Genomic DNA, 25,563 nt, shown 5'->3' with positions numbered 1-25,563 from the left:
ATGAAATAACAACAATAACAGGAGACATTTCATGTTTGATCTATCAGGGAAAACGGCTGTCATTACAGGATCCAGCAAGGGTATCGGTAAAGCGATCGCCCACCAGATGGCATTGGCGGGCGCCAAGGTTACGATTTCCAGCCGCAAACCGGACATCTGTGAGGAGGTGGCCGCGGAAATCAATGCAAGCCTGCCTGAAGGAAGCAGTGGCAAGGCTGTTTCCATCCCGTGCAACATTAACTCCAAGGAGTCATTGCAGAACCTGGTGGATGAGACCCACAAGATCTTCGGCGATATCCATATCCTTGTATGTAATGCGGCATTAAACCCTTATTTCGGACCATCTACGGACATCCCGGATGATGCGTTTGACAAAATCATGTCGGCAAATATCAAGTCGAACCACTGGCTCTGCAATATGGTGCTGCCGGAAATGAAGGCACGCAAGGACGGGGCAATTATCATTGTCTCATCAATTGGCGGTATTCGAGGATCATCAGTCCTCGGTGCTTACAGCATCTCAAAGGCCGCCGATATGCAGCTTGTCCGGAACCTTGCTGTGGAACATGGAGCCGACAATATCCGCGTCAATGCCATCGCGCCAGGCCTGATACAAACGGAGTTTGCGCGGGCGCTCTGGGAAAACCCGGATATCCTGAAAAGGGCAACCTCGCGGGCACCGCTACAGCGGATCGGACAGCCTGAGGAAATTGCCGGTGCTGCAATCTATATGGCATCCGATGCAGGGACATTCCTGACAGGGCAGACTTTGGTGATCGACGGCGGACAGACGATCGCCTGACAAAGATGCAATCACGCTGCTGCCAACCGGTCGATTATCAAGTTGGCAGCAACAATGAGCATGATGCCTGCCACACTCAAATCCAGAACGCGGGTCCCATTACGAGTTCTCATCAAAGGTGCAAGGCTGCGCGCGCCATATCCTAAACTGAAAAACCAGGCGAATGACGCTGTAATAGCCCCAGAAACGAAATAAATCCTTGGGATAAACTCATATCCCGCTGCGATCCCTCCCAGAAGAATAACGGTATCGAGATAAACATGTGGATTGAGAAAGCCAAATGCGAGCGTCAGCAGAATGGCCTTGCGCTTTGATGACGTCACAGCTTCGCTTTCCTTCGCCAGCTTTACTGGTGGCCATATGGCCCGGCGCAAAGACATCAATGCAAAGGCAATCAGAAATAGCGCGCCGCCCCAGCTAGCCCAAGGAACCAGCCATGGAAAGGCGGCAATGGCGGAGCCAAGCCCCAGGGCTCCAAGCAATATCAAAAAGGCGTCAATGCAGGCCGAGAGAAGGCAGATAATGAAAACCTGATCCCGGGCCATTCCCTGACGCAGAACAAAAAGATTTTGCGCGCCAATGGCGATAATGAGCGCGGCCCCGATCAAGGCGCCGTCAATAAACTCCCACAGAAACATGTATCAGGCCTTCAGGGCATGCGATTTACGCTGATGATAGGTCAGCGCCGCCAGGATAAATTCTTCCAACTCTTTTTCCGGCAGTTTATCATCCAGCGCAAAGAGAAGGGCGCGCGTTCCGCTATATCGGAAGGCATCAGGATGGGATTTTTTGAAATCATCGATCAACGAAGTCTGACAATGAACATATAGGCCATAGCTATCCGCTTCCTTTGCCGAAGCAAGACGGATTGGCGTCCCGGTTTTAGTGCTTGACTGATAGCTTGGGACGCCCCATTTCAATGTTTCGGAAATTTCGACCCCGTCGAGGCGTTCCGCTAATTCGAAAATTAGCTGCCGGAGGGCCAAAAGCCGAGCCCTGACGGGCCCTGGATAAGATTTATAGACTGCGGCAACTGACAGATCATCAAACTCAAATTGCTTCATTACAGTTGCCCTCATCGCAAAATCTCAAGCTATCTTATAACAAAAACTTAGATAATTAAGGCTTTTGCGACTGTTTTTTGCTAAACAGCAACTCAAATAAGGAAAAAGGCCGCGTGTGAAAAAACATGCCGGGCCAGCTAATCGGATGTGAAATGGAAAAGATTCCAAATCGGAAAGAGATTATAAACCGCCGGGCCCTTGTTCTGGCGATCTCGGAAATTGCCGAACGCCATGCCCCGAGCAGTTTCGAGTTCCGGCGTGACACTTTGAAATTACTAAAGAAAAATCTGGATGCGGGGAACAAGGTGGTGGAGAAGCGTTTTCTCCAGTCAAACAAGGGGCGCGCAATGATGTACGCTCAATGTTTTCTGGTTGACCAGATCATCCGGTCCATCTTCGATATCGCCACACAGCATGTTTATCCATTGAGCAACCCGACGCCGGAGGAGAAGCTCTCCCTCGTCGCTGTCGGTGGTTATGGCCGCGGCGAGCTTGCGCCCTATTCAGATGTCGACCTCCTGTTCCTCTTTCCCTATAAGCAGACCTCCTGGTGTGAACAGGTGATCGAATTCGTACTCTATATGCTCTGGGATCTTGGGCTGAAAGTTGGTCATTCGACTCGCAACGTTAATGAATGTATCCGCCTCGCAAAAAAGGACACCACCATTCAGACCGCGATTCTGGAAGCCCGATATCTTTGGGGCGATCAGGAAATGTTCAAGGAGATGTATCGCAAATATATGAAGGAGGTCGTTGCCGGACATAGCCGTGATTTCATTGATGCCAAGCTTGAAGAGCGCAAGGAGCGCCACGAACGGTTCGGCAACTCGCGCTATGTGGTGGAGCCGAACATAAAGGAAGGCAAGGGCGGCCTCCGTGACCTGCAGACCCTGTTCTGGATCGCAAAATTCCTGCATGGCACGACGGATATCTCTAAACTGGTCGAGCTTGGGGTTTTCACGGAAAAGGAGCGGAGAAAATTCACGAAGGCGTCCAACTTTCTCCGCTCTGTCCGTTGTCATTTGCATTACCTGACGCGCCGCCCCGAAGAGCGAATCACCTTCGATGTTCAGCCTGAGCTCGCGAAACGCCTGCAATATAAAGATCATGCGGGAACCAAAGGCGTCGAACGGTTCATGAAGCATTATTTCCTTGTCGCCAAGGATGTCGGTGATTTGACCCGGATTTTCTGCGCCAGCCTTGAAGCCGAGCAGCAGAAGATGAGCCGCCTGCCAATTCCACGCCTGGGTCTCGGGAAACGAAAGCTGAAGGGATATATTGTTGAAAGCGGCCGCATCAATGTAAGCGATGATGACGATTTCAAAAAAGATCCGATCAAGATGCTGGAAATGTTCCATCTGGCTCAGGAAAAGGGTCTGGACGTACATCCGAACGCGCTGCGGCTGATCCGGCAGGATTTGAGACTGGTCAACCGAAGCCTTCGCAGCGACCTGAAGGCAAATGAGCTTTTCCTTGAAATGATGACAAGCCGTAAGGACCCGGAAACGACCTTGCGACGATTGAATGAGGCTGGCGTTTTTGGCCGCTTCATTCCCGATTTCGGACGCGTCGTCGCCCAGATGCAACATGACATGTATCATGTCTATACGGTGGATGAGCATACAATCCGGGCCATCGGGATTATTTCGCAGATCGAGGCCGGCGCCCTCGCGGAAGACCATCCGCTCTCTCACAAGATCATGCCCAAAATCGTCTCGCGAAATGTTCTATATTGTGCCGTTCTAATTCATGACATCGCCAAGGGTCGCGGCGGCGATCATTCGATTTTAGGGGCCGAGGTAGCCGAAAAACTCTGTCCTCGTCTCGGACTTTCCCCTTCCGAAACCGAGACGGTTGCCTGGCTGGTCCGATATCATCTTACTTTCAGTGGCTTTGCGTTCAAGCGTGATATTTCAGATCCCAAAACCGTTGAAGATTTTGTGGAAATCGTTCAGAGCCCCGAGCGGCTAAGACTACTGCTCGTGCTAACCGTTGCCGACATCCGGGCCGTCGGCCCAAATGTCTGGAATGGCTGGAAAGGTCAGCTGCTTCGCGAACTCTATTATGTAGCCGAAAATGCCCTTACTGGCGGCCATGTATCTGAGGGGCGGACCGAACGGGCGAAGCATTGTCAGAATGAATTGCGGGAACAACTGACGGGATGGAAAAAGAACGATGTCGAACGCCATATCGGGCGTTTCTACCAGTCCTACTGGATCGCAACCAGCAACGAAGACCGTGTGGTGCACGCAGAACTGATGCGAGCCGCAGATAAGGATGGATCGCTTTTTACCGTTGAAGCGAAAAGCGATCCCTTCCGTGCAATTACTGAGGTGATCGTCTATACGGCCGATCATCCGGGATTATTTTCCCGCATTACCGGCGCCATGTCGGTGAGCGGCGCCAATATTGTCGATGCGAAAATTCATACGACAACGGATGGCATGGCGCTGGATACCTTTTATATCCAGGATTCCGAGGGTCAGGCCTATGACCAGCGCGGCCGGATGAAAAAGCTGCGTCAGGCCATAGAAGATACATTACAAGGTGTTCGCAAGCCGCATCTGGAAATTGTCGATCGCCGGGAATCAAGCCTGCCAAGCCGCACGGAGGTTTTCACCGTTCAGCCTAGTGTTATCCTGGACAACAAGGCATCAAACACCCACACAGTGATCGAAGTCAGAGGTCGCGACCGTCCGGGCCTTCTTGCAAATCTGACACGGACGCTGTTCAACTTGTCCCTCTCTATCTCCTCTGCCCATATCGCGACGTATGGCGAGCGGGCGGTTGACGTCTTCTATGTGAAAGACAGCTTTGGCCTGAAAATTACCAACAAGGTCAAGCTTGCCAATATCGAAAAGAAATTACTGGTCGCACTTTCGGAAGACATGGCCCCGAAAAGAAAAGCAGCCAAGTCAAAAAAACAGCAAACGGCGGAAGCTGATGGGCAGTAGCGGCTTAGCTATGGTATAGGGCGTTATGAATCTGATTAAGTCCGTTGCCACTGTCGGTGGCTTTACCATGATAAGCCGTGTGCTTGGTTTCTTGCGCGACATCCTGATGGCATCTGTGCTCGGAGCCGGACCGGTGGCGGACGTTTTCCTTGTGGCCTTCCGTATTCCGAATATGTTTCGTCGGTTGGTGGCGGAGGGCGCTTTCTCAGCGGCCTTTATTCCGCTTTTCGCCCGCAAGCTGGAAAGCGAGGGCAAAGAGATGGCCCTGGAGTTTGCCGGACACAGCCTCAGTGTCCTCACCGGATTTCTAATCATCTTCTCTGCCCTGTTCATGATTTTCATGCCGGTAATGATGCAGTTTCTCGCGCCTGGGTTTGAAGTTGGCGGCATGCGGTATGAACTCGCCGTCGAGTATACCCGTATTACATTCCCCTATCTGACCGCCATGGCCATCGTCGCCCTGCTGGGCGGGGTCTTGAATGCATTTTACAAGTTTGCGGCAATGGCGGCGGCGCCAATCCTACTTAATATCATATTGATCGGGAGCCTTCTCCTCGCCTTTTACCAGCGGGAGGAGACAGTCGGCTTAGTCTTGTGTTGGAGCGTTACCGTCGCCGGGCTCGCGCAAATTGTTTATCTCGCCATAGCCTGCTGGCGATCCGACATCAAAGTTCCCCTTGGTAGCCCTGTGATCAACAAAGATATTAAACGCCTTTTCCGGCTTATGCTCCCCGGTATGCTCGGCGCGGGAGTTATGCAGATCAACATTCTTGTCGGTACAATTATCGCTTCCTTGCTGGCAACCGGCTCCATCTCCTATCTCTATTATGCCGACCGGGTATATCAGCTCCCTCTCGGCGTGATCGGCATCGCTATCGGCACAGCACTTCTCCCGATGCTCTCGCGGCAGCTTAGAAGCGGGGACGAGAAAACTGCGCTTAACAGCATGAACCGCGCGATGGAACTTTCCATGCTGCTGACTCTGCCTGCTGCTGCCGCCCTCATGATCATACCGGAAGAAATAATCACCGTCCTGTTCCAACATGGCGAATTTACGGCAACCGCAAGCATGGCAACGGCTATGGCTCTGCTGGCCTTTGCCTCCGGCCTTCCCGCCTATGTGCTGGTAAAAATTCTGACGCCAGCATACTTTGCGCGGGAAGATACAACCACACCAGTCGTCGTCGGCGTTCTTGCCATGATCTTGAATGTCGTTCTAAGTCTCGTTCTGATCCGCTATATCGATCATGTTGGTATCGCGGTTGCGACGTCCCTCTCTTCCTGGTTCAACGTAACTTTTCTGTTCATCATTCTGCGCAGGCGCGGACACTACACGCCCGACAAAAGACTGTTGCGCCGCCTTGTTGGAATGTTCCTTGCCACGATTGCAATGACCGGCAGCTTGTATATTGCACGCGACTTTCTAAGCAGTTTGTTTGCCGGCGATGTGACAGACCGAATTCTTGCGCTTGGCGCTCTCGTCGCGGGTGGCGGCGGTACATATGTCATTGGCGTTCTCATAACAGGCGCAGCGCCGCTTCGGGATATTAAAAACATGCTGAAACGACGGACAAGCGCGTAAATCTGTTGACGATGGGCGTGGTGCCTGCAATAAGGCCGCATCCCAGCCCCGACGGTTCTGATGGTCAGCCCGTCAATCTAGGGCTCGTGTCCAAAGCGTGAGGAGCTTTATTAAATGTCTCGTATCTTCTCCGGCGTTCAGCCGACCGGTAATCTTCATCTTGGCAACTATCTCGGTGCGATCCGCAACTTTGTCGGACTGCAGGACAATTATGAATGCATCTATTGTGCTGTGAATATGCATGCCATCACGGTCTGGCAGGATCCGGAAGACCTCCGCAATAACACCCGGGAAGTTGCCGCCGCCTATCTGGCGGCGGGGGTCGATCCGAAACGCTCCATCATCTTTGCACAAAGCAGTGTTTCGGCCCATGCCGAACTTGCCTGGATCTTCAACTGTGTTGCCCGTCTCGGATGGCTTAACCGGATGACCCAGTTCAAGGAAAAGGCTGGCAAGAATCGTGAGAACGCCTCCGTGGGGCTCTATGCCTACCCCAACCTGATGGCGGCGGATATTCTGGCCTATAAGGCAACCCATGTTCCTGTGGGAGAGGATCAGAAGCAGCATCTGGAACTCACCCGCGACATCGCGCAGAAGTTCAACAATGACTATGGAACGGAAACTTTCCCGCTGGTGGAGCCTCTTATCTTCGGTGAAGCGACACGCGTCATGTCTTTGCGCGACGGATCAAAGAAGATGTCAAAATCCGACCCGAGTGACTATTCACGCATCACATTTACCGATGATCGTGACAGTATTGCGACGAAACTCCGTAAGGCACGGACAGACCCCGATCCACTTCCCGCAAAGCTGGAAGAGCTGGATAACCGTCCGGAGGCTGCCAATCTGGTGGGAATTTATGCCGCCCTCGCGGATATGACGAGGCAGCAGGTATTGGATGAGTTTTCCGGCGCCGCCTTCTCGACCTTCAAACCAGCGCTGACTGACTTGGCCGTCGAGAAGTTTGGCCCCATTGGAGAGGAAATGAAGCGACTTCGGGCTGATCCGGGCCATGTGGATGCCGTCCTGAAAAATGGTGCGGAACGTGCTTCCGCCCTTGCGGCGCCGGTGCTGGCAGAAGTTAAAGACATCGTCGGCTTCCTTCTGGCGCGTTAGCTCTGCTTGTAAGTTCGGACAAAAGGACATACATCTGGAATTGAGATCGGATGAATGATCTGGTGACAGGGCAGAGAAGATGAGCGAAATCGGGAACGACGGCAAAGAGACCAAACGAATTGGGCGGCGCACCGATGCAATAAAAGAAGGAGCGAAGAGAAGCTGGAAAGTCTTTGCTCTTCTGGTTTTGCTGTTTTTGATCCTTTACTATCCGATCGGTATGATCACGATCAATAATATTGAGGACGATACATCGTTCGTACCCACAGGTAAAAATGTTGTCGCGGGCGGCAGCCATGCGGTCAATATGATGGCCGGCCTGATTGACCGGGAAATCAATGTTAATCGCTGGACGGCGAACGACCCGTTTTTCATGCCCTCGGCTGCCCTTGACAATATGCCAAACTACCAACAGGGCATCATTTCCGCGCTTGCGCGATTTGGTTTCGAGCTGACAGATCAGATAGGGCGTACGCGAGGATCGAGCCAGACGGACCCGGACTTGCAGGAAGCAGCTGGCCTTTTGCAGTATTCGGGAACGAAATGGGCATGGGATCCAACCGTTTCCCTGTTGCCGACGGCCGCATCCGAAGAACAGTATGAGAAGGCCCGTAGCTCGCTGATTGATTATAACAAGAGACTTGCCGAGGGAAATGCCGTCTTTGAAAGACGCGCCGACAACCTTCTGGCGACCCTGGACCGGATTGCTCTTGATATTGGATCTTCCACAGCCACCATTGATAAACATATCGATGAGAATGCTGGAGCTTTTATCGATTTTCAGGCGGATAATATTTTCTATGGCGTCAAGGGTCAAAGCTACGGTTATTACATGCTGTTGAAGGCACTGGCTCAGGATTATGAGGGCCTGATCAAGGAGCGGGGGCTTACCAACGCCTGGGCGCAGATGCTTGCCAGCTTCAAATCCGTGATTGATCTTGATCCGTTTATTGTGGTCAACGCGACACCTGATTCCCAGTTTCTTCCCAATCACTTGGCCGCACAGGCCTTTTATGTTTTGCGGGCGCGTACACAGCTCCAGGAAATCAGCAACATTCTCTTGAAATAACTGCATCGATAGTGGCAGGATAATTTTCAACTTGAACAAGTGGCGGAGCCTATATGTCTGACGAGACCCAAAGCGGTGCGCGAAATAAGTTCCTTGTTGTCGTGGATGAAACACCGGAATGCAAATCCGCTATCCGTTTCGCAAGCCGTCGTGCCTGGCATGTCGGGGGGGGCGTGATCCTTTTGTATGTTATTGAACCGCCAGAATTCCAGCATTGGATGGGCGTTGAGCAGGCGATGCGAGAGGAAGCCCGCGAAACAGCGGAAGAACTCCTGCAGAATCTCGCTGAGGAAATTCAGAAAGAAACCACCATTGTGCCGGAATTCGTCATCCGTGACGGATACAAAAAAGAAGAAGTTCTTGCCCTGATCGAAGAAGATTCAGATATCCGAATTCTTGTTCTTGCGGCCTCCCCCGAATCCGGAGGTCCCGGCCCACTGATCAAAAGTCTGGTGGGAGAAATGTCGGGAACATTTGCGATTCCGATTACTGTCGTGCCCGGGAATCTGACAACCCGGCAACTGGATGCCGTAACCTGAGAATCGACACGGGTTTTCTTCAAATTCCGTGGTGATTCGACATTTGCAGTATTTTAATTTGGTAAAAATTTTACCTTTATTGCAGATACTTACTTAAATATCTGAAATGTCAGAAGAAATTTGACCGCCAGAATCATTGCTTGATCTTGTCTCACGGGCGGGACATATTCCAGCTCCGATCCGGAAAGTAATTTTACCTGTTGATTGCTATATATAGTGGCTTCTAAAATATAGCCTTCTATATTTTGTATAATTTGTTTGAAAGCGCGATTTTAGAGCATAGAGAACAACACAGTTCATCGGAATGCAGCTACTCAAATCCAGTTTAAAATCCAACAGAATTGCGACTTTGGCAGTGATCCTTCTGGCGACGGCCTATGTGGTGCCCGAGCTCATTGGCAGCAAACTAAACCAGCAGACGGCAACCGACACGTCGAGCGGAAATACAGCCACAAAGATTAAAGCAAGGCAGGGCCAGTTCGACCTTGCTTCATTTGACGCCGCTCTCTCAGAAGTAAGTTTCCAGCTGGACGACATACGGGACGGAGGGCCGGTGCCGCGATTCTATGTCGACCGGATACCTGCCGATATTCCCGACCTAAACGATGTTGAGGAGCGTAAGAAAACCTTTATCAAGCTTGTTTTGCCACAGGTGCTTCGCGTCAATGAGGGCATCGAGGTACAGCGGGAGCGGCTAACTGGGCTGCTGGAGAAAAAGGCCGCTGGCGCTACTCTCAGTGAGAATGACCGTAAATGGCTGCAACAGATTGCAGTACGCTATCGTGAAGACACCGTTGATCCGAAGGCCCTTATGGAAAAGGTGGATAAAATTCCGGTTTCAATTGCTTTGGCGCAGGCTGTTGAAGAATCAGGCTGGGGAACGTCACGTTTCGCCCGTGAAGGCAACGCCCTCTTCGGTCAGCGGGTCTGGTCCACTGGTGAGGGAATTGTTCCGGAAGACAGAAGTGAAGATGAAACTCACGAAGTCAGGGCCTTTAAATCAATCGCCGAGTCCATTCGATCCTATGCATATAATTTGAATGCGCACCCTGCCTATGAAGATTTTCGTGCGGCCCGCGCCTGGAGCAGGGCAGAATCTGACATGACGATAAATGGTCTTCAGCTGATCGATACACTTCATGTTTACTCTGAAAAGGGTCAGGAATATGTGGATAATCTGCGAACCCTGATTGAGACAAATAATTTCCAGGATTTCGAAGACGCACTCCTAGCGCCTGAACAGCTGGCAGACAACCGTCCCTAAAAATCGGTATAGTCCTGCATCTAAATCTGATTGGTACTTTCTATCTCGCAAAACAGTGCGGGATATGAAAATATAGTCTCCAACCTACTCTCACAAACAGTGTACGCCCATGAAATGGCGCGCCCACAATAAAAAAGAAAGCAGGGGGAGACCATGGGAAGGCTAGAAAACAAATTTGCGCTGATTACCGGCGCTGCAACCGGCATAGGTTTGGCAACGACCCGCCGCTTCATTGAAGAAGGCGCAAAAGTCTTCATGACAGACATTAATGAAGACGCCGGGAAAGCGGCCGCGAAGGAATTCGAAAGCCGGGCACAATTCCTGGTTCAGGATGTCGCCAATGAGGAAGACTGGAAAGCGGTTATGAAAACCGTTTTGTCGGAGTCACCCGGCCTCGATATCCTCGTCAATAACGCCGGGATACTCTCTATCGGTGACCGACAGACAATCGAGGATACGGACCTTTCTCACTGGCAGGCTATTCAGAAAGTGAATGTGGAAGGGGTTTTCCTCGGATGCCAGTCCGCTGTCACGGCCATGAAAGGCAGAGGAGGTGCCATCATCAATCTTTCCTCCGTCGCCGCTATTATCGGGACGCCGCATCTTCTGGCCTATGGCGCCTCAAAGGCAGCAGTCCGGCAACTGACGAAGTCGGTCGCCATTCATTGTGCAAACCGCGGTTACGCTATTCGCTGCAACTCGGTCCATCCCGATCCTGTGCGGACAAATATGGGAGATGAACTGATGGGGATGTATGGCAGCGACATTGAAGCTGGCTGGAACGCCATTCCGGACCGGATACCGATCAAAAAGCCGAGCGAGCCTGTTGATATCGCAAATGGCGTTCTGTTCCTCGCTTCCGAAGAAGCGCGCCATATAACCGGGTCGGAACTCGTCATAGATGGCGGCCTTACCGCCATCTAACTTCAAATAAAAGTCTTGGGAGGAAACGATCGATGCAAATTGATCATAACAAACTGCATGAATTCATCGAAGCCCTTTTAACTGCAGCAGGCAGTTCACCAACGGAAGCAAAAATCGTCACCGATCATCTGGTCCTGGCCAATCTTTCCGGTCATGACAGCCATGGGGTCGGCATGATTCCAGCTTATATGACGAATTTGAAGGCCGGGTTGCTGCATCCGAACCAGCATGTCGAGACGGTACAGCAAAATGGGTCAATGCTGGTTTTCGACGGCAGAGCCGGATATGGTCAGGTTGTTGCCCGGGAAGCGATGGAACATACCATCAAAGTGGCGCAGGAAACCGGCCTTGCTCTTTCTGCGCTGCGCAATGCCCATCATATCGGGCGGGTCGGGACCTATGGGGAACAATGCGTTGATGCCGGATTGGTCTCACTGCACTTTGTCAATGTGACGGGACATCGTCCATTAGTAGCGCCGCATCGTGGTTCGGATGCCCGCTACGGCACGAACCCGATCTGTATTTCCCTGCCGGATACAGCGGAAGAACCGCGCATCATTCTCGATTTTGCCACCAGCAAGGTGGCCCTCGGCAAACTGCGCGTTGCGAACAACAGCGGCAAGAAAGTCGCAGAGGGTCTGGTCATTGACAAGCATGGCAATCCGACGACGGACCCCGGGGTCATGTGGGAAGAAAAAGTTGGCGCGCTTTTGCCCATCGGTGAACATAAGGGCTATGGCCTCGCGCTGATGTGCGAGCTTCTGAGCGGAGCAATTGGCGGTGGCGGCACGATTCAGCCCGGCAACCATCGCGATACCCGCATCATCAACAGCATGCTCACTATTCTGATCGATCCCACACGCCTGACAGACACTGATTATATTGGCAGTGAGATGAAAGCGATGTGTGATTATGTCCGGCAATCACCCCCGCGCGAAGGCCATGACAATGTCATCATGCCAGGTGATCCGGAACGTGAACAGCGGCTATTGCGCCGTGCGCAAGGTATCGAGATCGATAACGAAACCTGGCGGCAGATTACTGAAGAAGCGGAAGAGTTCGGCGTCAGGCCCTAATATTAATAGGAGCTTGGTGTGTTATATATAACATTAAGCTTTTATTTTTTAAGATTTTTCAACAAACTTCCAGCAGCACTCGCCACCAGCCCCGTGTCGCCTGCACAAAGCAGAAAATCGAACCCTTGCGCAAACAGGTCATTTGTTTCCTGCGCCCCTTTGGAAATACAGCCAAGAAAAGCTGGGCTAGCCTTGATCTTATCCCGTGCCTCCTCGAAAAGTGCCTTTACTTCCGGATCATCAAACTCGCCTAGTTTGTTGATGCTGCCGGAAAGATCATTCGGTCCGATGAATAGCATATCTATCCCGTCGACGGCAGCAATACTCTCAATGTTGCCGACCGCTTCCTTGGTTTCAATCTGGCAGATGATCATCAGATCCTTATCAAGGTTATCCCGGTATTCACGTGCCATGCGGCCATATCCGCCGGCACGAGCGGCTCCAAGCCCGGCGCTTCGGATTCCGGTTGGCGGAAAACGGCAGGCGGCAACGGCGGCCCTCGCCTCTTCTGCTGTATTAACTGACGGAATCATTATTCCATCCATTCCCGCATCGAGGCTCCGCTTGATTAAAACTGTATCGTTCCACGGCACCCGCATCAGTATCGTTACATCACTGGCCGAGCGGGCGGCACGATACTGATCGATCGCTGTTTGAAGGCTGCCCGACCCATGCTCGTGATCAATCATCAAGGCATCGAACCCGGCGCCAGCGACTATCTCCGCCATATCGGAAGAATTTGAAAACAACCAACAGGCAGCCACTTTTTCTCCCGCCTGTAATTTTTCTTTTAATTTATTCGGACGATACATGATGGCTCCCTGCCTATGAATGCGAATTTACTTCGCGATATAAAAAAGTGATCCGAACCAGCGCCATCGCCGATCCGGCCCAAGCAACGTGCAATTGATGCGACCCCGACCCGGCTTGAAGGCAGCGGCAAGGCGTATCTCGATCCGTGAGTCACCAATCTTCTCGATGGGGACCGCTCCGCCCGTCTGATTGGAGGAGAAACAGGATAATCCGTTCAAGTCCCCGTAATCCTCCGCAATGGTGAACCCAAAATTCGGCGGATTACGTTTTAGGAAATTATCAGACGGCGTTACATCCGTTACCCGCAAGGGCAAGGCATTTGCTGCCAGACGAAAACGACCGATCCCCCCATAATTCTCGCTCATGGCAAAACGGGGAAGCTCCAGCCGGTCATGGCCGGAATAGGAAACACCGGACTGCTGTCCAAAGGCCGCCTTGAAGCCAATTTTCCGAACAACCGCTTTTACATCACTGCCGTACTCGCCATAAGGATAGGCGAAGATAGCTGGAACAAAGCCAAGCTCTGCCTGAAACTGCTCACTCGCCAGATAGATGTCCATCTCGATTTCCTCTGCGCTCATCAACGGCAGATGCGAATGACTGTAGGTATGATGCCCGATATGAACGCCAGCGTCCCGTAACTCCCGTATCTGGTCCCAGTTCATGTAATCTGGAAGTCGCTTTTCAACCCCTTCAACCGACACAAATACAGTGAAGGGTAAATTGGCCTCTTTCAGCAAGGGCCATGCAATGTTGTAAACGGACTGGTATGCATCATCTATCGTAATTGCAACCGTCCTGTCCGGCAGGGTTTCCCCCGATTCTAGCCGGTCAACAATTTCATTTAGCGGCAAAACGGTATATTGGCCGTTTTTCAGTTCCTGAATATGTTCCTTAAACTGATCAATCCGGATATTGGTGGACGTGTGCTGGTCTTCTCCAAAGCGGTGATACATGATCACACTCGCCCAGTCGGCGGCCCACGCCACGCCGTACCAAGCCAGTGAAATGATGGTCATTGCTACAAGTGAAACGGCCCGAAATTTTTGTACTTTAGTCAATCTCATCGATCCTCAGCTCACCTCTTATACTCCGGGCTTGTCCATCATCCGGCTTCCCGCCGCCTTGTCTGAAAGAGTAGGATATCGACGCGGTTTAAACAATTGGTAATGCCACCATTCATTCTGATAAAAATCCCAACCTGCCGCAGTCATCAGGCCGAGCAGGATAGAACGGTTGCGCTGGGCTTCTGCCGAAATGTCCCGCGCGCCATGAAAAGATGTCGGGGTCATCGCATCAAAGCCAGTTCCCATTTCAAGTTCCTGTCCGTCGCTGTCAATAAGTGTCAGGTCAATCGCCGCCCCGCGTGAATGCGGGGAACCATTGGAAGGATGAGAGAGAAAATCCGCATTCGGAGTATGATCCCATAGTGCCTGAACGGCCTCTGTCGGGCGAAATCCGTCAAAAAGCTTGAACTTCAAGTCCATATCAGCAGCAAGATCTATCGCGCGTTGCAGTTTTTCGGCTGACTCCTGAAGCAGAAAACAAGCTCCCCTCTGATAGACAGGCGCGCCGGTAAAATTATTTGCCGTCGCATATCGCAGATCAAGCTCGACGTTGAAATCTGCCGGAGTAATTTCTGTTAAACTCTCATTCAGGGACATTTCAAACCTGTTTACTTGAATTCACGCAACATTGGGCGTAACACTCTGACCTCACCGAGACCCTACATGGCGCAACTACGGAAGGCAATATTATGAGGATACTGGCGTTTGATACAGCGCTCAATGCCTGTTCTGTCGCCATTATGGACGATCGTGATATCCTTGCGCATACTCATGAAAAGCGGCGCCGGGGCCATGCAGAAGCATTAATCCCGATGATTGAGGATTTAATGGATGGCATTGGACTTGCCTATACGGAAATTGACCTGATTGCGGTAACTGTCGGCCCGGGAACATTTACGGGCCTAAGGATTGGGTTGGCGGCAGCACGCGGCATGTCCCTCGCCGCACGGAAACCGCTTGTCGGGATCACAACACTTGAGGCTCTGGCAGCGGCCGTACCACAGGGAATGGCCCAAGGTTGCCCCGTGATCGCAACTGCGGATGCAAGGCGGGGGGAAGTTTACCTGCAAAGCTTCAATATGAAGAACGATAATGACATCATATCACCGCTATCGTCTCCGAAGGCCTGTAAAATAGAGACAGCACTTGCCTCAACGGGACTAGAGAAGGCTTTTATCATCGGATCCGGCGGCGCCCTGCTCCGTAGCCAACCCGGATTTGATGAAACAAGATACCAGCTTCTTAATCTCGACGAAGATCCGGATGCGCGACATATTGCCCGCATAGCGCTCGAACGCGGGGCGCCCCCCCCAAATTCTACATCGCCCGCGCCTCTTTATCTGCGCGCGCCCGATGCGAAATTACCTGGCGGTCAAACTCCAACCATCGGCAAATGATGATCCAATGCAGGAAAGCGATATTTCAGCAGATTTTTTCGATACAGCATCCGCCGCGCCCCTTGCCGCCGCCATACATGGGCAGTGCTTCAAGTCTGGATGGAGCGAAAAGGATTTCGTCTCGGCATTCGGGATTCCGGGAACTGTGCTTGAAGTACTTAGCCTCACCGACCAGCCCGTAGCGATCGCCCTTTACCGGCAGGTCGTCGATGAAGCGGAGATATTGACTCTGGGAACGATGCCTGCCTATCGCGAGAAAGGTTTAGCTGGCCAGCTTCTGGAGAGAGGATTCCACTATTTGCGTCGCAACAAGGTAGCATTTCTTTATTTGGAAGTTGGAGTTGAAAATATTCCTGCACAGCGCCTTTATACATCAAAAGGGTTTATAGAAACCGGGCAGCGACCAAATTATTACAATCATGGTGCAGCATATGAAGACGCCCTTATGATGAAACGATCGCTTTAACCTATAAAAAGACAAATAAACGTTAATTTCGAGATAATCGTTAATTTGCGAACTTTTTTTTATTTATTCTATTTTACATTCCATTTCTGAACATATATTGACTATACACTACATGACATTCAATTTTTATGGAGGTTTGTTCACAATGTCTGAGAAAATTGAAAAGCTGGAACTTCTCGCTCTGACAACGGACATTGTGACGTCCCATTTATCGCGCAACCCTGTCGGGGCCGGGGAAATTTCGACCTTGATCAAAGATGTATACGCAACTCTTTCTACCGTTGGTGAAATGGCGGAAGAGGAGGAAAAGCCGGAACCGGTTGTCGCGGTCCGCAAATCCGTCCACCCGGATTATATAATCTGTCTCGAAGACGGGAAAAAGCTGAAAATGCTGAAAAGGCATCTCAAAACCTCGTATGACATGACACCTGAGGAATATCGCGAGCGCTGGAACCTTCCGGCGGATTACCCGATGGTCGCTCCGAATTATGCGGAACAACGTCGAAACCTGGCTAAAAAAATCGGCCTGGGAACCCGCCGCAAGAAAGCGCAAAGCAAGTAATTTTTACTTTCGCTGGCCCAAGAAAAATTATTTGTATAAAATCATGGCTGCTGACGGGAGCGACAGCAGCCATTACACTATATTGAGGATCGCATGCCTACTCGCCTGGAACAGATCTGCCTAGACAAGGGCCTTCGAATGACAGAACAGCGCCGTGTTATTGCACGCGTGTTATCTGAATCGCAAGACCATCCGGACGTAGAACTCGTGTATAAGCGAGCGTCGGACTTGGACGACACCATCAGTATTTCTACGGTTTACCGCACCGTACGCATGTTTGAAGAAAACGGTATTCTGGAACGGCATGATTTTGGCGATGGCCGGGCCCGTTATGAAGAAGTGTCCGATGAGCATCATGATCACCTGATCAATGTTCAAACCGGCCAGGTGATTGAATTCACCAGTGAACAGATCGAGGATCTGCAAACAAAGATTGCCAAGGAGCTTGGCTTTGAGTTAATTGATCATCGGCTTGAGCTGTATGGGAAACCGTTGTCAAAATCCGCGATGGCAGATGTCCCGCCTGAAGAATCTGTCGTGAACATAAAGCACACAGCTCACAGCAAGAAAAGTTGATGAATGGATCGCAGTAACGTGCGGCATTGTGTATGAGTAACATCAGACCCATTATCACCGTAATCGCCGTTCTATTATGGACGGCAATGCTGGTGCCTGTACAAGTTACGATCCTTCTGTTCTTCAAACAGCATCGATATTGTATCCCGCAGATTTTTCACACAGGCCTTTGCTGGCTCATGAGAGTCAAGGTTATCGTTTCTGGAGAGATCGAGACCCAGAGACCCACATTATTTGTGATCAATCACATTTCCTGGCTCGATATCCCGGTGATCGGAAAAATCATGCAAGGAAGCTTCGTTGCCAAGAAAGAAGTCGAGGGATACCCTCTCGTCGGCGCCATTTCGAAGCTTCAGCAGACCATCTTTATTGAGCGTACCCGGCCCGCGATCAAGGGGCACAAAGGGGAAATGCAAGAGCATCTGGAGAATGGGGACAACCTGTTCCTTTTTCCCGAGGGTACATCTTCGAACGGCATCATCATCCAGAATTTCAAAAGCGCCTACTTTGGGCTGGCGGAGCGGGAAATAAACGGCCGTCACCTGATGGTCCAACCGGTAACGATCGCCTACAGCCGGTTAAATGGAATTCCGCTTACCCGTGGCACCATGGGTATTGTCGCCTGGGTCGGGGATGAAGAACTGCTCGGTCATGTTTGGTCCCTTCTGAAACGCGGAACGATTACAGCGGAATTACGGTTCCATAAGCCCGTAACAATCGATGATTATGATTCTCGGAAAACCATGGCGAGCGACTGCCAGCTCACCATTGCCAAGAGCCTGAGCCGCGCTCTGACCGGGCGGGAAGAGCCTTAATCCAAACGAATCCGCCGATTCAGACCGTTTTCTCCATTTTTCCCGTGAATTACATCCCGGGCTTCTCTATTTGTCATATAACTGCTAATTTAATCATGATATGGAACGGTTTTCATATCTACGGGGTATGCCCCGGGATTTCGACGAGGTTGACGAGAAAGCGTGAGCAAAAAACTCTATATTTCAACATATGGCTGCCAGATGAATGTGTATGACTCGGCCCGTATGGCAGACCTGATGGCACCCCTTGGCTATACCCTGACAGATGAACCCGCGAGCGCCGACATGGCGATCTTGAACACCTGTCATATTCGCGAGAAAGCCTCCGAGAAAACTTTTTCGGAGCTGGGACGGTTGCGCAAAACACGCGAAGGACGGCAATCCCGCAACGAAGGCGATATGATCATCGCCGTCGCCGGTTGTGTGGCACAGGCCGAAGGGGCGGAGATCATGAAGCGTGCCCCTTTTGTCGACATGGTTTTCGGACCGCAGTCCTATCATAACCTGCCTCAAATGGTGGCCGAAGCAAACCGGGGAGTAGGCCATATTCTGGATACTGATTTTCCGGTGGAGCCGAAGTTCGATCATTTACCCAAAGAAGCAATCGACACCAGCCTGAGCGCGTTCCTGACGGTGCAGGAAGGATGTGACAAGTTCTGCGCCTTCTGCGTTGTGCCATACACACGCGGCGCTGAATTCTCCCGTCCCGTTGCCTCGATTGTCACGGAAGCGAAACGCATGATCGCCGGCGGCACACGGGAGATCACGCTGCTGGGTCAGAATGTGAATGCATATCACGGCGAAGGCGCCGATGGAAAGCCGGTCAGCCTCGCAGGATTAATATATCAGCTTGCAGAGATCGAGGGGCTGGAGCGCCTGCGGTATACAACATCCCATCCCCTGGAAATGACAGAAGAACTGTGCAAGGCGCATCGCGATGTCGATAGTCTGATGCCATATCTCCATTTGCCCGTTCAGGCGGGCTCCGATCGTATTCTGGCGGCGATGAACCGGCGCCATACGGCCGATGAATATCGGCGTATTATTGACAAATTACGGCATTATCAGCCGGATCTGGCACTTTCCGGAGATTTTATTGTCGGTTTCCCCGGGGAAACGGATCAGGACTTCGAAGATACCCTTCAACTCGTCCGGGATGTCAAATATGCGCAGGCCTACAGCTTTAAATACAGCCCACGTCCGGGAACACCCGCGGCGGCACTGGAAAGCGAAATGATTGATGAAGCTGTAAAATCCGAGAGGCTGGCGCGGCTACAGGCATTGCTGAATGAACAGCAGCTTGCTTATAACCAATCCTTTGTCGGACGGGAAATCGACGTCTTGCTGGAACGCGAGGGGAAACGCGATGGGCAGATCGTTGGTCGCAGCCCCTATATGCAGTCCGTTTTCGTGCCCTCTCCCGCGCATCGGATTGGGCGCATTGCAACTGTCATCGTTCAAGAGGGAAATGCGAACTCTCTGCGTGGCGAACTGAAACCCGGTAGTGTCGCCGATGCGGCATAGGAACAAATGTGGCTAAAAATCAAACGAGTTCTAAAATACTGAAACCCAACACAGACAAGAACAACGCAATCATTCTCGAATTTGATGACAATCATCTCCTAGCCCAGCTTGTGGGGGAGCATGATCGTTATCTTGCGCGCATTGAACAGGCACTGGGTGTTTCCGTTGCATCTCGCGGAAACAAAATGGCGGTTTCAGGATCCAAAACGGCACAGGCGACGGCCAAAACCGTTCTGATGGATTTATACGAACGGCTGAAGAAGGGACTTGATGTGACGGAAGGCGAAGTCGACGGCGCCATTCGCATGGCGGGCGATGCGCCTGCGCAAGACGGCAGCCGCGGATCTGTCTCAGGCGGGGCAGATATGATTGTCACCAAGCGGCGTCGGATTACACCCCGTTCCACTAATCAGGCCGTTTACGTCAAATCACTTCGGACGCATGAACTTGTCTTCGGTCTCGGACCTGCAGGAACTGGTAAAACCTACCTTGCTGTTGCCAACGCCGTTGCAATGCTGATTGAGAATAAAGTCGACCGGCTTATCCTGGCGCGCCCTGCCGTGGAAGCCGGTGAAAAGCTCGGCTTCCTGCCGGGCGACATGCGCGACAAGATCGACCCATATCTGCGACCGCTTTATGATGCCCTCTATGACATGCTACCGGCCGAGGAAGTCGTCAAACGGCTGGAGAATGGAGAAATCGAGGTCGCGGCTCTCGCCTTCATGCGTGGGCGCACGCTGTCAAATGCAGCGATCATTCTGGATGAGGCCCAGAATACAACCCCGGTACAAATGAAAATGCTGCTGACCCGGATGGGTGAAAATTCCCGTATGGCTGTCACAGGCGATTTGAGCCAGATCGACTTACCCCTTGGCATGCGGTCCGGCTTGCATGAAGCCGTTGACATCTTGCAAGGTGTAAAGGGCGTGGATTTTATCAATTTCGGGGAATCCGATGTTGTTCGGCATCCGCTGGTCACCCGCATTGTCCGGGCCTATGGGGAACATGACAGGGAAAAGCAGCTCGCCCTTAAAACCCGCAAATCATGACCTGTTAATGAACAACCTACCCTTCTCCCTTGACCTGGCGATCAGCTTTCAGAACGATTCTTGGCATAGCCTTGTTTCCGATATCGAACAGAAAGCAGAAGAGGTCGTCCTGTGCGCGTTGGAAAAAATATGCCAAAAGCTGAACCTGCCTCTCCTTGATGGCGACGTTACGCCAATTGTCGAAATAAGTCTTCTTTTTGCGGGTGACGCTCAGGTTAGAGAATTGAACCGGGATTATCGGGGCAAGAACCAGCCCACAAATGTGTTGTCTTTTCCCGACACGCCGCTCGATCAAACTGAACTTGCTGACGCCATGAGGATGTCGGAGCCATTGTTATTGGGTGACATTGTCCTGGCGCAGGAAACAATGGTTCAAGAGGCGAGATTCCAAAACAAGGACGTATGGAACCATACTGCGCATTTGATTGCCCATGGCGTTTTACATCTTGCCGGATTTGACCATATGGAAGAAAATGAAGCGGAAGAGATGGAAAATCTTGAAATCATGATATTGAAAAGCCTACATATCGCTAATCCTTATGAAGTTTCTGACCCGCCGCGACAGGAGACCCTTGACTGACTATGACCGATAATGTGTCGAGTGACGTTCTTTCCGAAACTCCGGAAGAACAGACAACTCAAAAGCCTTCAAACGGCGTTTTACATGTCCTTAAGCGAGTTTTGGGTATTGGGCAACAATCAGAAGGAAGCGTTCGTTCAACTCTGGAAGAGCTGATCGAAGAACATAACGATCCGGAACAATCCATCAATGCGTCAGAAAAGCTGATGCTGACCAACATTCTGAGTTTCAGTGAACTCAGTATTAGTGACGTGATGGTCCCGCGCGCCGATATTGAGGCGATTTCTGCAAGTTCAACGCTGGATCAGGTGGTGGAACGCTTCAAGGAAACAAGCCACTCCCGCATGCCGGTCTTCAGCGAGACACTGGACAACGTTACCGGCATGTTTCACATCAAGGACCTGATTAATTTCTGGGGCGAGAAGGATCAGGGCGACTGGCAGAAATTCCGCCGCGAAGTCCTTTTTGTTCCGCCTTCCATGTCCGTTCCCGATCTTTTACTAAAAATGCGTGCAACGCATATTCATATGGCAACTGTCGTGGATGAATATGGTGGCATTGATGGTCTGGTGACGATCGAAGACCTTGTCGAGGAAATTGTCGGCGATATTGAAGATGAGCATGACGAACAGGAAGGTCCGCTGATTGTTGTCGCGCCCAATGGGATGATTGAAGTCGATGCCCGCGCTTCGATTGAAGAGCTGGAAGCGCTGCTCGAAGTCGACCTGCTGCCCGAAGACGAGGATGAGGAAGTGGATACTGTCGGAGGGCTCGTTTTCCAGCTAGCCGGTCAAATTCCAGCACGCGGAGAAATCATTTCCCATTCCGACGGTCTTGATTTCGAGATTATGGATGCCGACCCAAGAAAGGTGAAAAAGGTTCGAATTCATCGACGCTCCCCCGACTTGGACAAGGATGAATGAAAGCTGTCAGTAGATGGATTTCAGAGCTTTCGTTTCTTAAGAAATCACTTCTCGCATTCCTGCTGGGCCTAGCCGTCGCCGCGGCGCTACCGCCTCTCCATTTGATATTTCTCCTGCCCGTAAGCTTTACCGGACTCATCTGGATATTAAGTTCCGTCGATAACCGCAAGCAGGCCTTCTTCGTCGGCTGGTGGTTTGCGTGGGGCCAGTTTATTGCCGGCCTGTACTGGATTGGTGTCGCCTTTACAATTGATGCGCAAACCCACGCACTTTTACTCCCGTTACCGGTTCTCGTTCTTCCGGCTTTTCTGGCAATCCTCTCCGGTTTGGCGACACTTGCAACCTATCTTACCCGTGCGCAATCTCTTGCCCGAATTTTTATCTTTAGCGGTTGCTGGCTCCTTTTCGAATATATCCGCGGCGTTATCTTCACGGGCTTTCCCTGGAACCTAATTGGCTACAGCTGGAGTGCATTTCTTCCCGTTCTCCAGTCAACGGCCTATTTCGGAATATATGGATTAACCCTATTCACTGTTTTTCTCGCGAGCCTGCCCGCTCTGTTCGGTGAGACGGAAACGCCCAGGCGGACGGCTGGAATTTCTTTAATTGCGTGCATCGGAATTCTGCTCTCTTTTTATGGTGTCGGCGCTGTCCGCCTTCACAATTCCTCAGTTACCTATTTCGAGAATGCGCCGATCCGGCTCGTTCAACCCAATATTCAGCAAGTCGACAAATGGAAGCCCGACCTGCTTCTGGCTCACCTTCAAAAGCTGGTCGCCCTCAGCTTGATTGAGGAAGGAGAAAAACCGCGCTATCTCATCTGGCCGGAAACTGCTGTTCCTTATTATTTAACGACGGCTCCAGCCTTACAGAAAGAACTGGCCAGGATTGTCCCCCCGGGCGGTGCCTTAATAACCGGCGCACCACGCCGCGATCCGGAAAAAAGCCGATACTGGAACAGCCTGCAGGTATTGGGGGATCAAGGCAATATTCTGGATATTTATGACAAACAGCATCTCGTCCCATATGGGGAATATATGCCGCTCCGATCCGTTATGGTCGCAACAGGGCTTACTGGCATTATTCCCGCCCTCGACAAAATGTCTGATTTCGCGACGCCGGACAAATCTGCCCGAAAAGTCGTGTCCGTACCGGGATTACCTCCGGCACGCGTGATGATCTGTTACGAAATAGCGTTCCCATGGGAAGTTGCCCCACAAACCGCTTTCTCATGGATAATCAATGTCACAAATGACGGGTGGTTCGGCAACACCTCCGGGCCATACCAGCATTTCGCCATCACTCAAACCCGCGCCATTGAACAGGGAGTACCGGTCGTCCGCGCTGCGAATACTGGAATTTCGGCAATAATAGATCCTTTTGGCCGCGTCGAACAACAGCTTGCGCTCAACGAAACGGGCATAATAGATGGACAATTACCGCTGCCACTCGCCGAGAGAACTATCTATTCCCGATATGGAGAAACAATACCTGTGTTGGTGGTGTTGATATTTATCTTTACAGGCGTTTTTCTTGCAAGACGCAGGTCGAAAACATAAGTATGATTCCTTGACTAACGCCATTCTTTGGCGATACTTGTTTAATCAACCAGAGGGTTTGGACTGACTTAACTGCGGTTCAGTTACAGTTGATCTGGACAGCTATAATATACGAGGGAATTTGATGCCAAATCATCCGGTGGATGTGCATGTGGGAAGCCGACTCCGGATGCGTCGGACGTTATTGGGGCTTAGCCAGCAAAAGCTTGGCGAAAAACTTAACCTGACATTCCAGCAAATACAGAAATATGAACGCGGCGCGAACAGGATTGGTGCAAGCAGGCTCTTTGAGCTCAGCCGCATTCTGGATGTTAAACCCGCTTTTTTCTTTGAAGAAATGCCGACTGGAAGTTTATTGAAGGCAATTGGCCTTCAGGAACCGGTCGATGAATTTGAACATGAATTCTTGGGCAAACGTGAAACACTGGAACTCGTTCGCGCATACTATAAGATTGACAACCTTGAAGTCCGGAAAAGGGTCTTTGACGTTATTAAGGCATTGGCAACCGAAGAACTGGAAAATGAGGTTTCTTCGCAGAAATAAATATTACAACGCGGATTTTCTTGACCCCCCAACCTATTTTGCTAGAGTGCGGCAGTTTTCAAACCAAGTAATTGCCGCTTCTCAAGGGCAACTTATCGCATGCCAACAATTGAAATAAAGGGATGTTCCCGTGCCAGCCAAAAACTATCTTTTCACCAGTGAATCGGTATCTGAAGGACATCCAGACAAGGTTTGCGATCGCATTTCAGACAGCATCGTCGATCTATATCTCTCAGAAGACCCTTATTCCCGCGTGGCCTGCGAAACGCTGACAACAACCAACAGGATTGTCCTGGCAGGTGAAGTACGAGGGCCCGCCAGCATCACTAAATCCATGATCGAGGAAACGGCGCGGACTGCTGTAAAAGATATTGGTTATGAACAGGATGGCTTTCACTGGAAAAACTCCGCGGTTGACGTGTATCTTCATGAACAGTCCGTCGACATTGCGCAAGGTGTGGACGCAGCGGGCAATAAAGATGAAGGAGCCGGTGACCAGGGAATTATGTTCGGCTTTGCGGTGAACGAGACGGACGTCCTGATGCCGGCACCGATTTATTATTCGCATAATATCCTGAAGGCACTTGCTGATGCCCGCCACAGTGGCGCAGAAAAAGGCCTCGGCCCTGACTCCAAGAGCCAGGTCACTCTGGCATATGAAAATGGCAAACCGGTACGGGCGACTTCTGTTGTCGTATCGACGCAACATACACCGGACCTGGACACGGATGCTGTCCGCGAAATTGTCCGGAAGTATGTTATGGACGTGCTGCCAGAAGGCTGGATGTGCCCGGAAGATGAATTCTACGTCAACCCGACGGGCAAGTTTGTAATTGGCGGACCTGACGGAGATGCCGGCCTGACAGGACGGAAAATTATCGTCGATACATATGGGGGCGCTGCCCCGCATGGTGGCGGAGCTTTTTCTGGCAAGGATCCGACAAAGGTCGACCGCTCCGCCGCTTATGCATCCCGCTATCTTGCGAAAAATGTCGTCGCCGCCGGCCTCGCAGAACGTTGCTGTATTCAGGTATCCTATGCAATCGGCATATCCAAACCCCTATCGCTCTATGTTGACCTGTTTGGAACCGGGAATGTCGATGAAGACAGGCTCGCCAAGGTGTTGATGCAGTCCATGGATTTGAGCCCGCGCGGCATTCGCGAACATCTGGAACTTAACAAGCCTATCTACGCGCGGACCGCGGCCTATGGTCATTTTGGCCGCAAGCCTGATGCGGATGGCGGCTTCTCATGGGAAAAGACGGATCTGGTTGATACTCTGAAAGCGGCCTTTTAGT

26 protein-coding genes are annotated in these 25,563 nt (G+C 51.4%); 21 read left to right on the top strand and 5 right to left on the bottom strand.

The features are described 5' to 3' along the window. The first annotated feature begins 31 nt into the window (after positions 1-31). Complete coding sequence (locus AAC599_RS02295; protein ID WP_340148784.1) at positions 32-802, top strand: SDR family oxidoreductase; 771 nt, start codon at positions 32-34, stop codon at positions 800-802. An 11-nt stretch (positions 803-813) separates the two neighbouring features. Here AAC599_RS02295 and AAC599_RS02290 read toward each other — a convergent pair whose 3' ends face one another. Continuing rightward, positions 814-1,440 (bottom strand): LysE family transporter, encoded by a 627-nt coding sequence (locus tag AAC599_RS02290; RefSeq protein WP_340148783.1) that lies wholly within the window; start codon positions 1,438-1,440, stop codon positions 814-816. Between the two features lie 3 nt (positions 1,441-1,443). Beyond that, positions 1,444-1,866: a DUF1801 domain-containing protein gene (locus tag AAC599_RS02285; RefSeq protein ID WP_340148782.1), complete on the bottom strand. Its 423-nt coding sequence runs from the start codon at positions 1,864-1,866 to the stop codon at positions 1,444-1,446. A gap of 152 nt (positions 1,867-2,018) precedes the next feature. On the opposite strand from AAC599_RS02285, the gene AAC599_RS02280 reads away from it, so the two are divergent. The 8 genes from AAC599_RS02280 (at position 2,019) to AAC599_RS02245 (ending at position 12,390) form a co-directional block, all read left to right on the top strand. Next, the gene (locus tag AAC599_RS02280; RefSeq protein WP_340148781.1) at positions 2,019-4,820 is read left to right on the top strand and encodes a [protein-PII] uridylyltransferase; all 2,802 of its coding nucleotides are present in this window, start codon (positions 2,019-2,021) and stop codon (positions 4,818-4,820) included. 25 nt (positions 4,821-4,845) lie between these two features. Then, positions 4,846-6,402 carry a murein biosynthesis integral membrane protein MurJ gene (gene murJ, locus AAC599_RS02275; RefSeq protein ID WP_340148780.1) on the top strand — a complete coding sequence of 519 codons (1,557 nt, stop codon included), beginning with the start codon at positions 4,846-4,848 and terminating at the stop codon, positions 6,400-6,402. Between the two features lie 114 nt (positions 6,403-6,516). Continuing rightward, positions 6,517-7,518 (top strand): tryptophan--tRNA ligase, encoded by a 1,002-nt coding sequence (gene trpS / locus AAC599_RS02270; protein ID WP_340148779.1) that lies wholly within the window; start codon positions 6,517-6,519, stop codon positions 7,516-7,518. A 79-nt stretch (positions 7,519-7,597) separates the two neighbouring features. Continuing rightward, on the top strand, positions 7,598-8,587 hold the full coding sequence (locus AAC599_RS02265; protein WP_340148778.1) for a DUF2333 family protein: 990 nt from the start codon (positions 7,598-7,600) through the stop codon (positions 8,585-8,587). Positions 8,588-8,640: 53 nt separating this feature from the next. Continuing rightward, the gene (locus tag AAC599_RS02260; protein WP_340148777.1) at positions 8,641-9,126 is read left to right on the top strand and encodes a universal stress protein; all 486 of its coding nucleotides are present in this window, start codon (positions 8,641-8,643) and stop codon (positions 9,124-9,126) included. Between the two features lie 304 nt (positions 9,127-9,430). Then, complete coding sequence (locus AAC599_RS02255) at positions 9,431-10,390, top strand: glucosaminidase domain-containing protein (protein WP_340148776.1); 960 nt, start codon at positions 9,431-9,433, stop codon at positions 10,388-10,390. Positions 10,391-10,543: 153 nt separating this feature from the next. Beyond that, positions 10,544-11,314: a glucose 1-dehydrogenase gene (locus AAC599_RS02250; RefSeq protein WP_340148775.1), complete on the top strand. Its 771-nt coding sequence runs from the start codon at positions 10,544-10,546 to the stop codon at positions 11,312-11,314. Positions 11,315-11,346: 32 nt separating this feature from the next. Continuing rightward, on the top strand, positions 11,347-12,390 hold the full coding sequence (locus AAC599_RS02245; protein WP_340148774.1) for a malate/lactate/ureidoglycolate dehydrogenase: 1,044 nt from the start codon (positions 11,347-11,349) through the stop codon (positions 12,388-12,390). A 41-nt stretch (positions 12,391-12,431) separates the two neighbouring features. Here the strand turns inward: AAC599_RS02245 and AAC599_RS02240 are convergent, their stop codons facing one another. From AAC599_RS02240 to ddpX, 3 genes are read right to left on the bottom strand one after another with little or no spacing between them, the layout of a single operon-like run. Further along, positions 12,432-13,202, bottom strand: coding sequence for an aldolase/citrate lyase family protein (locus AAC599_RS02240; protein ID WP_340148773.1), 771 nt, complete (start codon positions 13,200-13,202; stop codon positions 12,432-12,434). 27 nt (positions 13,203-13,229) lie between these two features. Beyond that, positions 13,230-14,264 carry a polysaccharide deacetylase family protein gene (locus tag AAC599_RS02235; protein WP_340148772.1) on the bottom strand — a complete coding sequence of 345 codons (1,035 nt, stop codon included), beginning with the start codon at positions 14,262-14,264 and terminating at the stop codon, positions 13,230-13,232. Between the two features lie 24 nt (positions 14,265-14,288). Beyond that, positions 14,289-14,867, bottom strand: coding sequence for a D-alanyl-D-alanine dipeptidase (gene ddpX, locus AAC599_RS02230; RefSeq protein WP_340148771.1), 579 nt, complete (start codon positions 14,865-14,867; stop codon positions 14,289-14,291). A 92-nt stretch (positions 14,868-14,959) separates the two neighbouring features. On the opposite strand from ddpX, the gene tsaB reads away from it, so the two are divergent. The 12 genes from tsaB (at position 14,960) to metK (ending at position 25,562) form a co-directional block, all read left to right on the top strand. Continuing rightward, the gene (gene tsaB, locus AAC599_RS02225) at positions 14,960-15,667 is read left to right on the top strand and encodes a tRNA (adenosine(37)-N6)-threonylcarbamoyltransferase complex dimerization subunit type 1 TsaB (RefSeq protein WP_340148770.1); all 708 of its coding nucleotides are present in this window, start codon (positions 14,960-14,962) and stop codon (positions 15,665-15,667) included. Positions 15,668-15,674: 7 nt separating this feature from the next. Then, positions 15,675-16,133, top strand: a complete 459-nt coding sequence (locus tag AAC599_RS02220; protein WP_340148769.1) for a GNAT family N-acetyltransferase — start codon at positions 15,675-15,677, stop codon at positions 16,131-16,133. 145 nt (positions 16,134-16,278) lie between these two features. Next, positions 16,279-16,695: a MucR family transcriptional regulator gene (locus AAC599_RS02215; protein WP_340148768.1), complete on the top strand. Its 417-nt coding sequence runs from the start codon at positions 16,279-16,281 to the stop codon at positions 16,693-16,695. A gap of 138 nt (positions 16,696-16,833) precedes the next feature. After that, positions 16,834-17,271, top strand: a complete 438-nt coding sequence (locus tag AAC599_RS02210) for a Fur family transcriptional regulator (RefSeq protein ID WP_340148767.1) — start codon at positions 16,834-16,836, stop codon at positions 17,269-17,271. Between the two features lie 32 nt (positions 17,272-17,303). Beyond that, positions 17,304-18,086: a lysophospholipid acyltransferase family protein gene (locus AAC599_RS02205; RefSeq protein ID WP_340148766.1), complete on the top strand. Its 783-nt coding sequence runs from the start codon at positions 17,304-17,306 to the stop codon at positions 18,084-18,086. Between the two features lie 162 nt (positions 18,087-18,248). Beyond that, positions 18,249-19,610: a tRNA (N6-isopentenyl adenosine(37)-C2)-methylthiotransferase MiaB gene (gene miaB / locus AAC599_RS02200; RefSeq protein ID WP_340148765.1), complete on the top strand. Its 1,362-nt coding sequence runs from the start codon at positions 18,249-18,251 to the stop codon at positions 19,608-19,610. Between the two features lie 8 nt (positions 19,611-19,618). Then, complete coding sequence (locus AAC599_RS02195; RefSeq protein WP_340148764.1) at positions 19,619-20,659, top strand: PhoH family protein; 1,041 nt, start codon at positions 19,619-19,621, stop codon at positions 20,657-20,659. Between the two features lie 7 nt (positions 20,660-20,666). Further along, a complete protein-coding gene (ybeY, locus tag AAC599_RS02190; protein ID WP_340148763.1) occupies positions 20,667-21,239 on the top strand; it encodes an rRNA maturation RNase YbeY in 573 nt (190 codons plus the stop codon). Between the two features lie 2 nt (positions 21,240-21,241). Further along, the gene (locus AAC599_RS02185) at positions 21,242-22,162 is read left to right on the top strand and encodes a hemolysin family protein (protein ID WP_340148762.1); all 921 of its coding nucleotides are present in this window, start codon (positions 21,242-21,244) and stop codon (positions 22,160-22,162) included. After that, positions 22,159-23,721: an apolipoprotein N-acyltransferase gene (gene lnt / locus AAC599_RS02180; RefSeq protein ID WP_340148761.1), complete on the top strand. Its 1,563-nt coding sequence runs from the start codon at positions 22,159-22,161 to the stop codon at positions 23,719-23,721. Before AAC599_RS02185 ends, lnt begins: the two co-directional genes overlap by 4 nt. A gap of 124 nt (positions 23,722-23,845) precedes the next feature. Next, positions 23,846-24,265: a helix-turn-helix transcriptional regulator gene (locus AAC599_RS02175; RefSeq protein ID WP_340148760.1), complete on the top strand. Its 420-nt coding sequence runs from the start codon at positions 23,846-23,848 to the stop codon at positions 24,263-24,265. Positions 24,266-24,395: 130 nt separating this feature from the next. Then, positions 24,396-25,562 carry a methionine adenosyltransferase gene (gene metK / locus AAC599_RS02170; RefSeq protein ID WP_340148759.1) on the top strand — a complete coding sequence of 389 codons (1,167 nt, stop codon included), beginning with the start codon at positions 24,396-24,398 and terminating at the stop codon, positions 25,560-25,562. Position 25,563 lies beyond the last annotated feature (1 nt).

The sequence above is a fragment of the uncultured Sneathiella sp. genome (assembly GCF_963976355.1).
Taxonomy (GTDB): Bacteria; Pseudomonadota; Alphaproteobacteria; order Sneathiellales; family Sneathiellaceae; genus Sneathiella.
This window is presented reverse-complemented; position numbering and strand designations above follow the sequence as displayed.

Coding starts and splice junctions, on each gene's coding strand:
- AAC599_RS02295 (WP_340148784.1), top strand. CDS start 32: ATGTTTGATCTATCAGGGAAAACGGCTGTCATTACAGGATCCAGCAAG.
- AAC599_RS02290 (WP_340148783.1), bottom strand. CDS start 1,440: ATGTTTCTGTGGGAGTTTATTGACGGCGCCTTGATCGGGGCCGCGCTC.
- AAC599_RS02285 (WP_340148782.1), bottom strand. CDS start 1,866: ATGAAGCAATTTGAGTTTGATGATCTGTCAGTTGCCGCAGTCTATAAA.
- AAC599_RS02280 (WP_340148781.1), top strand. CDS start 2,019: ATGGAAAAGATTCCAAATCGGAAAGAGATTATAAACCGCCGGGCCCTT.
- murJ (WP_340148780.1), top strand. CDS start 4,846: ATGAATCTGATTAAGTCCGTTGCCACTGTCGGTGGCTTTACCATGATA.
- trpS (WP_340148779.1), top strand. CDS start 6,517: ATGTCTCGTATCTTCTCCGGCGTTCAGCCGACCGGTAATCTTCATCTT.
- AAC599_RS02265 (WP_340148778.1), top strand. CDS start 7,598: ATGAGCGAAATCGGGAACGACGGCAAAGAGACCAAACGAATTGGGCGG.
- AAC599_RS02260 (WP_340148777.1), top strand. CDS start 8,641: ATGTCTGACGAGACCCAAAGCGGTGCGCGAAATAAGTTCCTTGTTGTC.
- AAC599_RS02255 (WP_340148776.1), top strand. CDS start 9,431: ATGCAGCTACTCAAATCCAGTTTAAAATCCAACAGAATTGCGACTTTG.
- AAC599_RS02250 (WP_340148775.1), top strand. CDS start 10,544: ATGGGAAGGCTAGAAAACAAATTTGCGCTGATTACCGGCGCTGCAACC.
- AAC599_RS02245 (WP_340148774.1), top strand. CDS start 11,347: ATGCAAATTGATCATAACAAACTGCATGAATTCATCGAAGCCCTTTTA.
- AAC599_RS02240 (WP_340148773.1), bottom strand. CDS start 13,202: ATGTATCGTCCGAATAAATTAAAAGAAAAATTACAGGCGGGAGAAAAA.
- ddpX (WP_340148771.1), bottom strand. CDS start 14,867: ATGTCCCTGAATGAGAGTTTAACAGAAATTACTCCGGCAGATTTCAAC.
- tsaB (WP_340148770.1), top strand. CDS start 14,960: ATGAGGATACTGGCGTTTGATACAGCGCTCAATGCCTGTTCTGTCGCC.
- AAC599_RS02220 (WP_340148769.1), top strand. CDS start 15,675: ATGCAGGAAAGCGATATTTCAGCAGATTTTTTCGATACAGCATCCGCC.
- AAC599_RS02215 (WP_340148768.1), top strand. CDS start 16,279: ATGTCTGAGAAAATTGAAAAGCTGGAACTTCTCGCTCTGACAACGGAC.
- AAC599_RS02210 (WP_340148767.1), top strand. CDS start 16,834: ATGACAGAACAGCGCCGTGTTATTGCACGCGTGTTATCTGAATCGCAA.
- AAC599_RS02205 (WP_340148766.1), top strand. CDS start 17,304: ATGAGTAACATCAGACCCATTATCACCGTAATCGCCGTTCTATTATGG.
- ybeY (WP_340148763.1), top strand. CDS start 20,667: ATGAACAACCTACCCTTCTCCCTTGACCTGGCGATCAGCTTTCAGAAC.
- AAC599_RS02185 (WP_340148762.1), top strand. CDS start 21,242: ATGACCGATAATGTGTCGAGTGACGTTCTTTCCGAAACTCCGGAAGAA.
- lnt (WP_340148761.1), top strand. CDS start 22,159: ATGAAAGCTGTCAGTAGATGGATTTCAGAGCTTTCGTTTCTTAAGAAA.
- AAC599_RS02175 (WP_340148760.1), top strand. CDS start 23,846: ATGCCAAATCATCCGGTGGATGTGCATGTGGGAAGCCGACTCCGGATG.